Source organism: Streptomyces geranii, from assembly GCF_002954775.1.
GTDB classification, from domain to species: Bacteria; Actinomycetota; Actinomycetes; order Streptomycetales; family Streptomycetaceae; genus Streptomyces; species Streptomyces geranii.
This window is the reverse complement of record NZ_PJME01000016.1, coordinates 143,425-157,614: the sequence shown is the minus strand read 5'-3', so window position 1 is coordinate 157,614 and position 14,190 is coordinate 143,425. Positions and strand designations below refer to the sequence as shown.

Annotated in this window: 9 protein-coding genes; 6 read left to right on the top strand and 3 right to left on the bottom strand. The window is 70.9% G+C overall.

The annotated features are described in order from the left end of the window. Positions 1 to 58: 58 nt before the first annotated feature. Entirely contained in the window at positions 59 to 1,798 is a 1,740-nt protein-coding gene (leuA, locus tag CW359_RS22420) for a 2-isopropylmalate synthase (RefSeq protein WP_105971860.1), read from the top strand. A 222-nt stretch (positions 1,799 to 2,020) separates the two neighbouring features. Then, positions 2,021 to 2,743, top strand: coding sequence for a tellurite resistance TerB family protein (locus CW359_RS22415; protein ID WP_408647506.1), 723 nt, complete (start codon positions 2,021 to 2,023; stop codon positions 2,741 to 2,743). 37 nt (positions 2,744 to 2,780) lie between these two features. Here CW359_RS22415 and CW359_RS22410 read toward each other — a convergent pair whose 3' ends face one another. After that, positions 2,781 to 2,957 (bottom strand): hypothetical protein, encoded by a 177-nt coding sequence (locus CW359_RS22410; RefSeq protein ID WP_105971858.1) that lies wholly within the window; start codon positions 2,955 to 2,957, stop codon positions 2,781 to 2,783. 227 nt (positions 2,958 to 3,184) lie between these two features. Here CW359_RS22410 and CW359_RS22405 point away from each other — a divergent pair, with 227 nt between their 5' ends. From CW359_RS22405 to CW359_RS22390, 4 genes are all read left to right on the top strand, one after another. After that, the gene (locus CW359_RS22405; RefSeq protein WP_105971857.1) at positions 3,185 to 5,275 is read left to right on the top strand and encodes an MMPL family transporter; all 2,091 of its coding nucleotides are present in this window, start codon (positions 3,185 to 3,187) and stop codon (positions 5,273 to 5,275) included. Positions 5,276 to 5,343: 68 nt separating this feature from the next. After that, on the top strand, positions 5,344 to 6,633 hold the full coding sequence (locus CW359_RS22400) for a sensor histidine kinase (protein WP_408647505.1): 1,290 nt from the start codon (positions 5,344 to 5,346) through the stop codon (positions 6,631 to 6,633). Then, a complete protein-coding gene (locus tag CW359_RS22395; RefSeq protein WP_105971855.1) occupies positions 6,630 to 7,304 on the top strand; it encodes a response regulator in 675 nt (224 codons plus the stop codon). Before CW359_RS22400 ends, CW359_RS22395 begins: the two co-directional genes overlap by 4 nt. 165 nt (positions 7,305 to 7,469) lie before the next feature. Beyond that, the gene (locus tag CW359_RS22390) at positions 7,470 to 8,699 is read left to right on the top strand and encodes a sialidase family protein (RefSeq protein WP_105971854.1); all 1,230 of its coding nucleotides are present in this window, start codon (positions 7,470 to 7,472) and stop codon (positions 8,697 to 8,699) included. Between the two features lie 41 nt (positions 8,700 to 8,740). On the opposite strand, the gene CW359_RS22385 is transcribed toward CW359_RS22390, so the two are convergent. Beyond that, the gene (locus CW359_RS22385; RefSeq protein ID WP_157968617.1) at positions 8,741 to 10,171 is read right to left on the bottom strand and encodes an outer membrane protein assembly factor BamB family protein; all 1,431 of its coding nucleotides are present in this window, start codon (positions 10,169 to 10,171) and stop codon (positions 8,741 to 8,743) included. Between the two features lie 153 nt (positions 10,172 to 10,324). After that, complete coding sequence (locus CW359_RS22380; protein ID WP_105971852.1) at positions 10,325 to 13,891, bottom strand: FG-GAP-like repeat-containing protein; 3,567 nt, start codon at positions 13,889 to 13,891, stop codon at positions 10,325 to 10,327. Positions 13,892 to 14,190 lie beyond the last annotated feature (299 nt).

Genomic DNA, 14,190 nt, shown 5'->3' with positions numbered 1-14,190 from the left:
GGAGTCTGGCGTTGCGCCGTCGGCCGTCCTTCAGGACACCACGAGGAGCCCACGCATCATGGCAACCAGCCACAGCCGCGCCAATCGCCAGCAGCCCAGTTCCATGCCGGTCCACAAGTACGGCGCGTACGAGCAGGTCGACATCCCCGACCGCACCTGGCCGGACAACCGGATCACCGTCGCCCCCCGCTGGCTCTCCACCGACCTGCGCGACGGCAACCAGTCCCTGATCGACCCGATGTCGCCCGAGCGCAAGCGCCGGATGTTCGACCAGCTGGTCAAGATGGGCTACAAGGAGATCGAGGTCGGCTTCCCGGCCTCGGGACAGACCGACTTCGACTTCGTGCGCTCCATCATCGAGGAGCCGGGGGTCATCCCCGACGACGTCACCATCTCCGTACTGACCCAGGCCCGCGAGGACCTGATCGAGCGGACCGTGGAGTCCCTGAAGGGCGCCAAGCGCGCCAACGTGCATCTGTACAACGCGACGGCGCCCGTCTTCCGCCGGGTCGTCTTCCGCGGCTCCAAGGACCAGATCAAGCAGATCGCCGTCGACGGCACGCGGCTGGTCATGGAGTACGCCGAGAAACTGCTGGGCCCGGAGACCGAGTTCGGGTACCAGTACTCGCCCGAGATCTTCACGGACACCGAGCTGGACTTCGCCCTGGAGGTCTGCGAGGCGGTCATGGACGTCTGGCAGCCCGCCCCGGGCCGCGAGATCATCCTCAACCTGCCCGCCACGGTGGAGCGTTCGACCCCGTCGACGCACGCGGACCGCTTCGAGTGGATGGGCCGCAACCTGACCCGCCGTGAGCACGTCGTCCTGTCCATCCACCCGCACAACGACCGCGGTACGGCCGTCGCCGCCGCCGAACTGGCCCTGATGGCGGGCGCCGACCGCGTCGAGGGCTGTCTGTTCGGCCAGGGCGAGCGCACCGGCAACGTCGACCTGGTCACCCTGGGCATGAACCTGTTCTCGCAGGGCGTCGACCCGCAGATCGACTTCTCCGACATCGACGAGATCCGCCGGGTCTGGGAGTACTGCAACCAGATGGAGGTCCACCCGCGCCACCCGTACGTGGGCGACCTGGTCTACACGTCCTTCTCCGGCTCCCACCAGGACGCCATCAAGAAGGGCTTCGACGCGATGGAGGCCGACGCCGCAGCCAAGGGCGTCACGGTCGACGACATCGAGTGGGCGGTCCCGTATCTGCCGATCGACCCGAAGGACGTCGGCCGCTCCTACGAGGCCGTCATCCGGGTCAACTCGCAGTCGGGCAAGGGCGGAATCGCGTACGTCCTGAAGAACGACCACAAGCTGGACCTGCCGCGCCGGATGCAGATCGAGTTCTCGAAGATCATCCAGGCGAAGACCGACGCCGAGGGCGGCGAGGTCACCGGGAAGGACATCTGGGCCGTCTTCCAGGACGAGTACCTGCCCAACCCCCAGAACCCCTGGGGCCGCATCCAGGTCAGCACCGGCCAGTCGACCACCGACAAGGACGGCGTGGACACCCTCACCGTCGAGGCCGAGGTGGACGGCGTCGAGACCACCCTGGTGGGCACGGGCAACGGCCCGATCTCGGCGTTCTTCCACGCGCTGCAGGGCCTGGACATCGACGCGCGGCTGCTGGACTACACCGAGCACACGATGAGCGAGGGCGCCTCCGCGCAGGCCGCCTCCTACATCGAGGTCGCCATCGGCGACAAGGTCCTGTGGGGCATCGGCATCGACGCCAACACGACCCGCGCCTCCCTGAAGGCGGTCGTCTCCGCCGTCAACCGCGCGGGCCGCTGACTCACCTGACCGGTTGGTTTACCGCCCCGTCCGCCCTTCGTGGCGGGCGGGGCGGCCGTCGTTTACCGGCCAAACCGGGGGCGGGCCCTGGGCAGGTCCGGTCCTGGGTACTGACTCCGCATCAACAATGTGGCTAACATCACGCCAGCGCGGCAGTGTTGCCGGTGGGGGTACCTCCCGCGCCCGCAACAGGCAGTGGGGGGTAGCTACCGGAGGTGCGACGTGCTCCCAGGACAGGGACGAGGCAGTCGAGACGGTCGTGGCGTACGCGTCGTGCGCAAGGGCCGGACAGCACGCGTCCTGGGCTCCCGCACGGTCTGGACCGGCGTCGGCGACGGCGAGTTCTTCTGCCCCGGCTGCGGCGGGGACCGCAACTACCAGCGCCTGACCGGCCGTCGCCGCTTCACCCTGCTCGGCGTACCGATCCTGCCGCGCGGCGAGACCGGCCCGGTCGTCGAATGCGCGGCCTGCCAGCGCCACTTCGGCACGGACGTTCTCGACCACCCCACCACGACCCGTTTCTCCGCGATGCTCCGCGACGCCGTCCACACGGTCGCCCTCGCGGTCCTCGCCGCCGGCGGCACGCACGCCAGGCACGCCCTGGAGACGGCGGTGACGGGCGTCCGCGCGGCCGGCTTCGACGACTGTACGGAGGACCAGCTGGCGGCCCTGGTGGAGGCCCTGGCCGCCGACACGGGCCGTCTCTTCGGCCCGCCGTGCGGCCCCGGCCTCGCCATAGAACTCCACGAGGCGCTGGACCCCCTGGCCCCGCACCTGGCCGCCCCCGGCCGCGAATCGATCCTGCTCCAGGGCGCCCGCATCGCCCTGGCCGACGGCCCCTACACCCCGGCCGAACGTGACGTGCTGGCCACGGTGGGGGCGGCGCTGACGATCTGCGGGGACGATGTGACACGGCTGCTGGCGGCGGCGCGTACGCCTTCCTGAGGGGCTGTAGGGGCTGTAGGGGCTGTAGGGGCTGACGTCAGCGCCTGCGGCTGCGGCCGGACCAGCCGCTCCCGACGCCCGCGACGTGCAGGGCCAGGACCAGCAGGCCGAGCAGCATGACGTTGGTCGAGGTGAAGACGTCGTTCGTCGACATCTCGGCGGCGTTGATCAGGAACGCGATGAAGAAAAGGACTGCGGCGCCTATGGCAAGCATGGAATTCGTTCCTCTCGAAGGGTGAACTCCGGGTGCCCCGCCTGCCCGTGCCTACTCCCCGGGGAGTAACACCGCCTCCGGGTCACCCCTGGTAGTACTCCCGAACTCGCCCTCCCGCGCGACGAATCGGCCCCCGGGCGACGGAATTCTGGTGAACGTCATCAAGAAGTGGCGTCAGCCAGAAGTCCGGACGAGGGGAGGGCCTCGACATGGGGGCCAAAGGGTCCATGGGGGCCGCAAGGACAGTGAAGGGTGCCGCCCGGCGCCGACGAGCCGTGCCCTGGCTCGTGCTCGGGCTGTGGGTCGGGGTGCTCGCGATCGTGGGGCCGTTCGCGGCGAAGCTCTCCGAGGTGCAGCACGACCGGATCACCGACTATCTGCCCGCCAACGCCGACTCGACCCAAGTCGCCCGGATCGAGGACCAGTTGCCCGGTGGCGAGACCACCCAGCTGGTCCTCGTCTACCACCGCGACGGCGGACTCACCCCCGCCGACCAGCGGACGGCCGCCGCACAGGTCGACCGGATCGCCGGCGAACACGTCCTGACGGCCGCCCCGCAGGGCGTACCGTCCGCCGACGGCACCACCCTGATGTACCCGGTGAGCAGCAACGAGCCCGGCACCGACGAGAAGAAGCGCGACGCCCTCGTCCACGACATACGCGAAGTCGTCGGCGCCGAGGGCGGGTTGACCGCCGAGGTCGGCGGCCCCGGAGCACTCGCCACCGACGCCTCCGAGGTCTACGACTCGCTCGGCGGACCCCTGCTCTACACCACCGTCGCGGTCGTCGCCGTCCTGTTGATCCTCATCTACCGCAGCCCGGTGCTGTGGCTGGTGCCGCTGATCGTCGCGGGCGTCGCCGACTTCCTGTCGATGGGCGTCGCCTACGGCCTCAACCAGGCCTTCGGGACCACGGTTTCGGGCCAGAGTTCGGGCATCATGACGATCCTCGTCTTCGGCGCGGGCACGGACTACGCCCTCCTCCTGGTCTCCCGCTACCGCGAGGAACTACGGAAGGTCGAGCGGCCGTACGACGCGATGCTCGCCGCCCTGCGCGGCTGCGGCCCCGCGGTCCTCGCCTCCTCCGGCACGGTCGCCGCCGGAGTGCTGTGCCTGCTCGCCGCCGACCTCAACTCCAGCCGCAGCATGGGCCCGTTGGGCACGGTCGGCGTGCTCTGCGCGCTGGTCGCGATGCTCACCCTGCTCCCCGCGATCCTCGTCCTCCTGGGCCGCCGGGTGTTCTGGCCGCTCGTCCCCGCGTACGGCAGCACGCCCAAGGTGCGCCGCCGCTCGCTGTTCGCCGCGATGGGGAGTTCGGCCGGGCGCAGGCCCCTGGTGGTCCTGGCGAGCGGGGCCGTACTGCTCGGCGGGCTCGCGCTGGGCGCGCTGAACCTGCCCGGACCGGTCAAGCAGGAGGACTCCTTCGTCGACCGGCCGGAGGCGGTGACCGCGATGCGGACCCTGGCCGAGGCCTACCCCGACCAGGGCACCCAGCCCATCAGCGTCATCACCCCGGCGGGCCGGGCGGACGCGACGCTCACCACGATCAGGGGCACGGACGGGATCGGCGACGCGCAGAAGGGACGTACGGGAGGCGGCTGGACCGAGATCACCGTCTTCGCGAAGGACGCGCCCCAGTCGGCCGCCGAGACCGCGACCATCGAGCGCCTGCGGGACGGGCTGACGGGCTCGTACGTCGGCGGGCCGAGCGCCCAGCAGCTCGACCTGGTCGACACCAACTCCCGTGACCAGTGGGTGGTCGTACCGCTCGTGCTGCTGTCCGTGCTGCTGATCCTCGTCGTGCTGCTGCGCTCGCTCGTCGCGCCGCTGATGCTGGTGGTCGCCGTGGTCGCGGTGTGGGGCGCCTCGCTCGGCCTCGGCGGACTGGTGTTCGGGCCGCTGTTCGGCTTCGCGGGCATCGATCCCGGGCTCGGGCTGCTGTCCTTCGTGTTCCTGGTCGCGCTGGGCGTCGACTACGGCATCTTCCTGATGCACCGGATGCGCGAGGAGGCGTTGAAGGGCGCCGAACCGGAGGCGGCGGCCCTCACCGCGCTGCGCACCACGGGCGGGGTCATCGCCTCCGCCGGGCTCGTCCTCGCGGCGACCTTCGCGGTGCTGACGAACATGGGGCTGGTGCCGATGGTCGAACTGGGGTTCGTGATCGCGGTCGGGGTGCTGCTGGACACCTTCCTCGTCCGTACGTATCTGGTGACGAGCGCGAGCGTGGCCCTGGGGAGGCGCGTGTGGTGGCCGGGGGCGCTGTCCCGGAAGCCGGACCCGGACGCCGCACGGCGGGAACGCCAGCCGGAACCCGTGTGAGAGCGGCAACAGGCAGACGTGGGCGCCCCTCCCTGCCGGAGGGGCGCCCGCTGTCGGAGGATGGGACCGTGCAGCCAACCACCGGAAGAGCCGCCCGTGTCGGGTGGGGCGAGCGGATCATGGCGGCGATCATCCGTGACCCGCGCACCGCCCCGCACGCGACCCGCAACGACGCGCTGCTGGCCCTGACGACCGCCGTCACCGGTACGGCCATGGCCCTGTTCATCGACGACGGCCGCCGCCCCGACGCGCTCGGCTGGGCGCTGCTGCTCGCCCTCCAGGTGCCGCTGGTGTGGCGCAGACGCCGCCCGATACCGGTCCTCGCGGCGGTGGTTGCGCTGGTCGTGCCGTACCACGCCCTGGACAACAACCACTCGGCGCCGATCCCGGCCACGTTCGTCGCCCTCTACACGGTCGCGGTCACCGGCCGGCCCCTGCGCACGCTGCTGACCGGCACGGCGGTCCTGGTCGTCTCCATGTCGGTGATGCTGCCCCTGGACACCGAACAGGCGATCGAAGTCCTGTACGTCTTCGGCTGGGTCGCCGCCGTCCTGTTCGTCGGCATCGACGTCCGCTTCTACCGCCAGTACGTGTCGGCCATCGTCGAGCGCGCCGAGCGGGCCGAACGCACGCGCGAGGAGGAGGCCCGCCGCCGGGTCGCCGAGGAACGCCTGCGGGTCGCCCGTGACCTGCACGACCTGCTGGCCCACACCATCACCCTCATCGGCGTCCAGACCTCGGTGGCCGCCCACGTCCTGGCCGCCGTCCCGGACCGTCTGGACCGGACGGCGGTCGCGAAGGCCCTGGACGACATCGCCGAGACCTGCCGCACGGCACGCGGCGAGCTGCGTACGACGCTGGAGGTGCTCCGGGAGGACCAGGGCGCGGGAGACGGCCGCGGCCCGCTGCCCGGCCTGGCCGGCCTGCCCGACCTCGCGGAGACCGCGCGGGCCTCGGGCGCCGAGGTGGAACTGACCGTCCGCGCCGACGAGGTCCCGCCCGCCGTGGGCGCGGCTGCCTACCGGATAGTCCAGGAGGCGCTCACGAACGCCGTACGGCACGGCGGACGGGATGATCTGACGGTACGGGTGCGGCTGGACGGGGGAGGGGGAGTGCTGCGGGTGGAGGTGGCCGACGACGGGGTGGGCGCGAGCGAGGGCACGGGCCACGGCTTCGGGCTGGTGGGGATGCGGGAACGGGCCCGGAGCGCGGGCGGCACGCTCGACGCCGGCCCGGGCGAGGACGGGGGATTCATGGTGAACGCGGTACTGCCGTTGCCGGTCGGCGGGCATGGGCATGGGCATGGGCATGGGGACGGAGACGGAGACGGAGACGGAGACGGGGAGGGCGCCCGATGAGCGCCGACATCCGGGTACTGCTCGCGGACGACCAGACGCTCGTACGGGCGGCGTTCGCGATGCTCGTGGAGTCGGCGCCGGGCATGGAGGTCGTAGGACAGGCGGGTACGGGCCGGCAGGCGGTGGAGCTGGCCCGCACCGCCCGCGCCGATCTGGTCGTCATGGACATCCGGATGCCCGACCTCGACGGCATCGAAGCGACCCGGCTGATCGCCGCCGACGAGGACCTGGCGGGCGTGAAGGTGCTGGTCCTGACGACGTACGACACCGACGAGCACGTCGTCGAGGCGCTGCGCGCGGGCGCGTCGGGCTTCCTGGTCAAGGACACCCGCCCGGCGGACCTCCTGGACGCGATCCGCACGGTGGCGGCAGGCGAGGCCCTGCTCTCGCCGGGCCCGACGGCGAGCCTGATAGCCCGCCTGCTGCGCACCGCCGAGGCCCCGGCCCCGACCGGCGGCCCCGAACACCTGTCGGAACGGGAGCGCGGGGTGCTGCGGCTGGTCGCCCGGGGCCTGAACAACACGGAGATCGCGGAGACCCTGGGCCTGAGCCCGCTGACCGCGAAGACCCACGTCAGCCGGATCATGGGGAAGCTGGGGGCACGGGACCGGGCGCAACTGGTGATCGTGGCGTACGAGTCGGGGCTGGTGACGCCGGGGGGAGCGGCGTAGCGGCCGGGCGGCAGGGGGAGTGGCCGGCGCGAAGGGGTGCGGTGGGCGGCCGGGTGAGTATGTTCCGTACGTGCTACGAGTGGTGACGATCCGTCAGCGGAGTTACTGTCGCATCGAGTTGCAAGGGCACACCCCCCACCCAGCCCCACTCCGCAAGGGAGAGCGATGACGCCCCTGAGCACCCTCGGCCGTACGCTGCTCGCCGCGACCACCGGCGCGGCCCTGATCACCGGCACCGGCCTCACCGCGACGCAGGCCCAGGCGGGCCCGCGTTCGTCCTGCACGTCGTCCGTCCCGTACGTGGCGGGCGAGGGCGGCTACGACACGTACCGCATCCCCGCCGCGGTCACGACCGGCAAGGGCACCCTGCTGGCCTTCGCCGAGGGCAGACACGACGGCGCGGGCGACACCGGTGACATCGATGTCGTCCTGCGCCGCTCCACGGACGGCGGCTGCACCTGGGGTCCGCTGTCGGTGGTGGCGGCCGGGGGCGGGGACACCCGGGGCAATCCGGCGCCGGTGGTGGACGCGCGGACGGGCCGGATCGTGCTGGTGACGTCGTACAACTCGGGCGCGGTGACGGAGGCGCAGATCATGCGGGGCGAGGCGACGGCGGAGCAGAGCCGCCGGGTCTTCGTCCAGACCAGCACGAGTGTGAGCGACGGCCGCCGCTTCACACCCCCGAGGGACATCACGGCCGAGACGAAACTCCCGGACTGGCGCTGGTACGCGACGGGCCCGGGCCACGCGGTGTACCTCACGAAGGGGCGGCACGCGGGCCGGATCGTCATCCCGGCCAACCACTCGACGGCCCCTCCGCCCGGCTCCTCGGACACCGGCCAGGAGTCCAAGTACTACGGCGGCCACGCGATCCACAGCGACGACGCGGGCCGCACCTGGCAACTGGGCTTCGTCGACGAGTCGTACGACGGCGTCGTGAACGCCAACGAGACGAGCGCGGCCCAACTCCCCGACGGGCGGCTGTACTTCTCCTCACGGGACCAGAACGGGACGGCGCCAGGGAACCGCCTGGACTCCTATTCGAGCGACGGCGGCGATTCCCTGGACCGCCCGTACACGGTCCAGCGGACCCTGAACGACGTCCCGGTCGTGCAGGGCAGTGTGCTGCAACTCCAGGGCGGATCGGGCGCGTTGCTGTTCTCGGGTCCCTCCGAGCCGACGGTGCGACGCTCGCTGGCGATCTGGCGGAGCGAGGACGCCGGGGAGACGTTCGGCAAGGTGCTGACGCTGTCGAACCGGCGGGCGGCGTACTCGGACCTGGTGCCGGTGGACCGGGACGTGGTGGGCGTGCTGTACGAGACGGGAGACGCGGGACCGTACGAGTCGATCGAGTTCAGGAGGCTGGAGGTCGGGGAGGTCGGGGAGGTCGGGTAGCCGGGCGTAGCCGGGGGGAGAGAAGGATGGGGCAGGCGGAGTCAGGAGTCCCCGCGCCGTAACGCGTAGAGCGTGGGCCCCTGTTGACTGCTCCGGCTGTCATCCTCCTTCTCTCCAGGGGGAGTCGGGAGCGCCGAGGCGGCGACGTAGAGGGTGCGGCCGTCGGGGCAGGCGATGGCGTTGCCGTTGGCGGGCAGGGGCTGCTGCCAGCGGGTGTCGCCGGAGGCGGGGTCCAGGAAGGTGAGGGTGCCCCGGTCGGTCTGCTTCGAGGCGCGGATGGGCACGCAGACCGTGCCGTCGGCGAGGACGGGCCCCTCCGAACTGACCCGGCTCCCCATGTCACGACTCCAGCGGCGGTCGCCGGTGGCGGCGTCGAAGACCTGGACGAGATACGAACCCGTCGTCTCCGGCGGCTCGTTGCCCCCGGCGAGGACCGTGTCGCCGGAGACACGGAAGGTTCGTACGATGTCGATGCCGGTGTCCGCCTGCCAGCGCACCCGGCCGGTCGCCACGTCGACGGCGAAGAGGGTGCTGCGGTACTTGTCGCCGTAACGCCGGACCGCCGCGTACACCGTGCCGCCCACCCGCCGGACGCTCAGCTCGGTGCCGACCGGCAACTTCCCCGCCCGCCGCAGGGAGTTGCCGGAGACGGCGTCGAGAGTGACGAACGCGTTGTGCTGTCGGTCGGCGCTGGCGCTGCTCGGCCCGGCGGTGAGATGGAGTTCGCGTCCGGCCAGGACGGGGGCGCCGAGGAAGCCCTCGGAAGGGGACTTCCAGCGCAGCGCGCCGGTGGCGAGGTCGAGCGCCCAGGCCATCGACCCCTCGGAGAACACCCCGCTGGTCAGATACACCAGGCCGTTGCCGGTCACGGCCGCCGACGGCCCCACGGTCCTCGCGGGCAACCGCGCACTCCACCTGATCCGCCCGGACCGGGTGTCGAGCGCGTGGATGACGGTGTCCGAGGCCACGACGGGGTCCCCGATCACCACGAGCATGACGTCCCCGGCAGGAGTCGGCGCGTACTCGGTCAGCCCGTCGACCTCGCGCTCCCAGAGGACGCGCCCCGAGCCCGCGTCGACACCGCTCACGACGGTCCGGCCACCGGTACGCACCCCGGTGACACAGACGACGCCGACGCCGAACGCCGGTCCGGTCTGGACGTCGAGGTCACCCAGCGCCTGCCACCGCTTGCCACCACGGCCCTGCTCCACGGCGGCCACACCACCGAAGCCGGCCAGATAGAGAACTCCGGCGCGCGAGGCGAGCACGGACGGCCGTACGTCGTCCAACGGCTCGGCCCAGACCTCCCGCCAGGGCCACTGCTCCGCACCACCGCCGAGGACCCGCCAGACCCCGACCCCACCGGCCACGGCGACAAGCCCCCCGGCCCCCAGCACGAGGAACCGCCGCCGCCCCCCGAACCCCCCGGCCGCCGCCACGTCACTCGCTGCCGCCCCGCCCGTCCCCGTCATCCCGCCAGCCGCCCCCGCCCTGCCCCGCCGCGCATGACCCGTTCCGGGGCAGCATTCTCGCGCGGCGGGGGGCTCCGGAAGAAGGACTTGGGCCAACCTGCTTGTCCTGCCGTCAGCCCAACTGCACGCCCGTCAGCCGAACTTAACGACACGTCAGCCCAACTGCACGACCGTGCTGTAGCCACTGACCCGGAGGGTGGTGGCACTGCCGAGGGCGGTGGCACCGCCGTGGTAGAGCAGCAGTGCACCGGCGGAGTTGGTGGCCCAGATGTCGGGGTTGCCGTCGCCGGTGTTGTCGGGGCTGCCGTAGAGCTGGGGGAAGAGCGCGGGAGTCATGCCGGTGGCGTACACGTCGTCCCCGTCCAGGCTGGCACCGGACGTACCCAGGCTGGTGAGGACGGTGCCGCCGTTGCCGTCGCCGATGCCCTTGCGGAGGTAGAGGGTGCCGTTTGCGATGCGGTAGACCAGGTCGGCGGCGCCGTCGTCGTTGTAGTCGGCGATCGTGACGAGGTCCCGGGTGTCCCAGTTGGCGGTGGTCATCTGGGTGGCGGTGGTGAAGTAGCCGCCGGTGTAGCCGGAGAAGACCCACAGCTCGGAGCCGTTGGCACCACCGGCGACGAAGAGTTCGGGCTGGCCGTCGCCGGTGATGTCGCCCGCCGACTTGATCTCGGAGAAGGTGCTGGGGGAGGGGGCGTCGGCCGGGAGGCGTACCTCGATGCGCCGACTGACGTCGAGGCCGCCGTAGCCGTCGCCGGGGTAGATGAAGAGTCCGCCGTCGGGGGTGCGCATCACCCAGTCGGTGGCGCCGTCGGCGGGGGCGAAGTCGCCGTTGTGGGTGATCAGGGAGTACTGGGGGTCGGTGGAGGCGGCGTCCCAGAGGTGGGGGGCGGTGTCCTCGTCCATCTGCAGCTTCCAGCGCTTGTGGATGCCCCAGGAGCCGGAGATCCACGTACCGCTTCTGGAGACCGAGGTGATCAGGAGGTTGCCCGCCGCGGAGAGGGAGGCGAAGTCGGGGGCGCCGTCGCCGCTGAGGTCGCCGGCGGCGTCGGCCATGGTGCGTGGGGTGACGTAGAAGCTGTATTTGCGCTCTGGGGAGATGTTGCCGGCCGCGTCCACGGCCTTGACGTGAAGGGTGTTGGGGCCGGCGGACGGGGGCTGGATGCCCGTGACGGTGAGCGAGGTGACGGGAGTGCTGGTGGCGCTGCAGGACTTCGTCAGGCCGTCCGAGGTGCCGCTCGTGCCGTTGGCGCAGATCCAACTGGCGGTGTTCGTCGAGTTGATGGAGTAGACGAACTTCACGATGTCGGTGTCCTTGGTGTCACCGACCTTGAAGGTGAAGGCGCCGGTGTTGCCGAACGGCTTGTCCGACCAGACCTCGCTGTCGCCGTTGATGTCGGTGTCCTCGGGGAACTCCGCCGAGCTGGCCTTGGGTGAGGAGGGGAGGGTCGTGTCGTACGTGAACCGGCACCACTTGGTGCCGCCGCTGGGTCCCCAGCTGCTGCTGGACCGGTCGTCCCAGGCACGGACCCGCCACTGGTAGGTGACGCCGTTGACCAGGTTGGTGAGTTCCGCAGAGCCCGTCTCACCGTTGCCGATCGTGCTGTTGATGCTCCTCTTGGTGTTGTTGTAGTTGTCGGCGTCGTCGGTGCCGTCGCGCCCGATCTCGAACTCCAGCTTGGTGAGGACCCCGTCGGGGTCGGTCGCCTTGGCGCTGATGTACGGCGTGGTCTTGCCGAGACGGAGGTAGGGCCTGGCGCTGGTGTCGCAGGAGCCGGGCTGCATGTCGATCGCGGTCGGGGTGTTAGGCCTGCGGTTGTAGTCGACGGACACCTCGGGGGCGCCGGCCTCCTCGGCCTTGAACTTCTTCCAGGAGTAGGAGTCCGTCTCCAGGCTGGTCGCGTTGGCGGTGGGTGCGGCCGATGAATTGGAGGCCACCAGGCCTATGTTGAGGGTGGACCAACCGTTGTCGGCGGCGTCCTGGGCCAGCGAGGTGACGGTGAGGTTGACGTGCGCGTCGGGGCAGGAGCTGTTGGACTTCCAGCCGTACGCGAACGACTTCGAGGTGATCTTCCGGCTCCAGGTGGGCTGCTTGTTCCAGGTGGTACCGGAGGAGAACGGTCCGGTGTGCCACACCTGCATCGTGCGCTTGCTGCACGACCACGAGTGTGTTTCCAGTACCTTCATGGTGGCGCTGGTGACGGTCGCGTTCTTGATCGACTTCTGGAACCGGAACCTGAAGAGGGACCGGGCGGTGCCCCAGGTGTCCCGCTCGAACCCGACCCGGGCTTCCTTCGTGTCCTCGTTGTAGTTGGCGCCGTCGTAGAAGCTGGAGTTGGGGTACTTCTTGTAGACGGTCGTCCAGTTGGATTTGACACCGACGGTGGAGGGGTCGAGGAAGACCGGGTACACCGGGGCCTCGGCGGCCGTGAGGTAGGCGCTGGGCGGGGTGATGGTCAGGACTCCGTCGCCGTCCACCGAGGCGCCCGCGGTGGTGGCGTGCGCGCCGTCACCCGGCCCGTGTACGGCGGGCAGCGCGAGTGTGTCGCTCGCGGCGGCCGGGAGGGCGTACGCGGCGGGGTCGGCGTCGGATTCGACGGGGCTGTTGTTCCAGGGGGCCATCGGGTCGTCCGTGCCGTTGTCCTCCGAGGCGTCACCGTCCGAGGAGCCGCCGTTGCCGGACCACTCCTCGACGACTTCCGGGTTCTCGTTGGTGCCGGTGGCGGCGTCCGGATCGGCCGCCGGGGTGTCCGTGTCTTGCGTGCCCGCCGAGTCCCACAGGAACGGGGTGGGCGAGACGGTGACCTCGTCGCCTTCCTTGTCCTTGCCGCGCAGCACATCGGTGGCGGAGTCGAGGGAGAAGGCGAGGGTGGGCGAGGTGAAGCGGTAGCGGGGCGGGTCGGCGGACAGTGCGGCGGCGGCCTCGGGGGTGTGGATGACCAGGACGTGGGTGTAGCCGGTGTCGCGTGCGGTGAGCATCAGGTCGACGTCCGGGAACACCCCCTCGTACAGCGCCTTGTTGTCCTCGACGACCGGTTCGGGGAGCGGGCCGGGCCACTCGACCTGGACCTCGTGCCCCTCTGCGGTCATCGTCAGGAGCGGGGTCCAGGCGGCGTCGGCGGTCTGATCGGCGGCCTGCACCGCGCGCTTGCCGGTAGTGCCGGTCGTCGTGCGGTACACGGCCGTACGGACAGTGGTGGCGCCGGAACTCCCGCCGCTCGCGCGGGCCTTGGTGGCGGGGGCGCGGTCGGGATCGCCCGTTGCGAAAGTGACCGGGTAAAGACTGTTCACGGTGGACCAGCCGGCGTCACCCCGCCGCAGCGAGGTGTCGATCGGCGCCCACACCCCCTCGGCGTTCTTCGCCCGCTGCGCCTGCGCGGAAGCCGTGTAGGTGAAGGTGCCGTCCGGGTTGGCGTACGTGGTGGAGAACTCGTCGGTCAGCGAGGCGACTTGGACCTTCTTGCCGGTCTTACGGGCCTGCCGCTGGGCGGTGTCCTCGTCGATCGGTTCGCTTTCGCGTCCGGTCCGGGCGTCCGTCTCCGACGATGTCCCGGACGAACTGTCGTCGCTCAGGGCGAGGACGGTCGCGCCGCCCGCCAGCAGCGCCAGTGCGAGTACGGCGGCGAGAGTGGCCCGCCTGTGCCGTCTGCCGGTCGCCGCTTGCGGAGTTGTCGTTTCGGGGGCCGCCTCGCTCGGTTCGGCGGCGCTGTCGAGGTCGCTCAAGGGGCCCTTCTCCAACACTGATTCGGGGTTGCCCTGCGGGTCCGGTGACAGACCGTGCGATCGCGCGACGCGCTGTGCTCGGGCGGTTGGAGTATGGGCAGCCGACCGCTACGGGATCAACACCCTTGTGGAGAGGGAAAAGTGGCGGACCGCAGGGATCGCGGACCGGACACGTTTTTTTGCCGTTCTTTGTTCAGATTTGATAAGTGACATAGCTAACACAACTTTATCTCGCCTTGACGTGGATCTTCACAAACCCGCAGGTTCGTCCTCATCGTTGATCGCCGTGTGCCAACGGC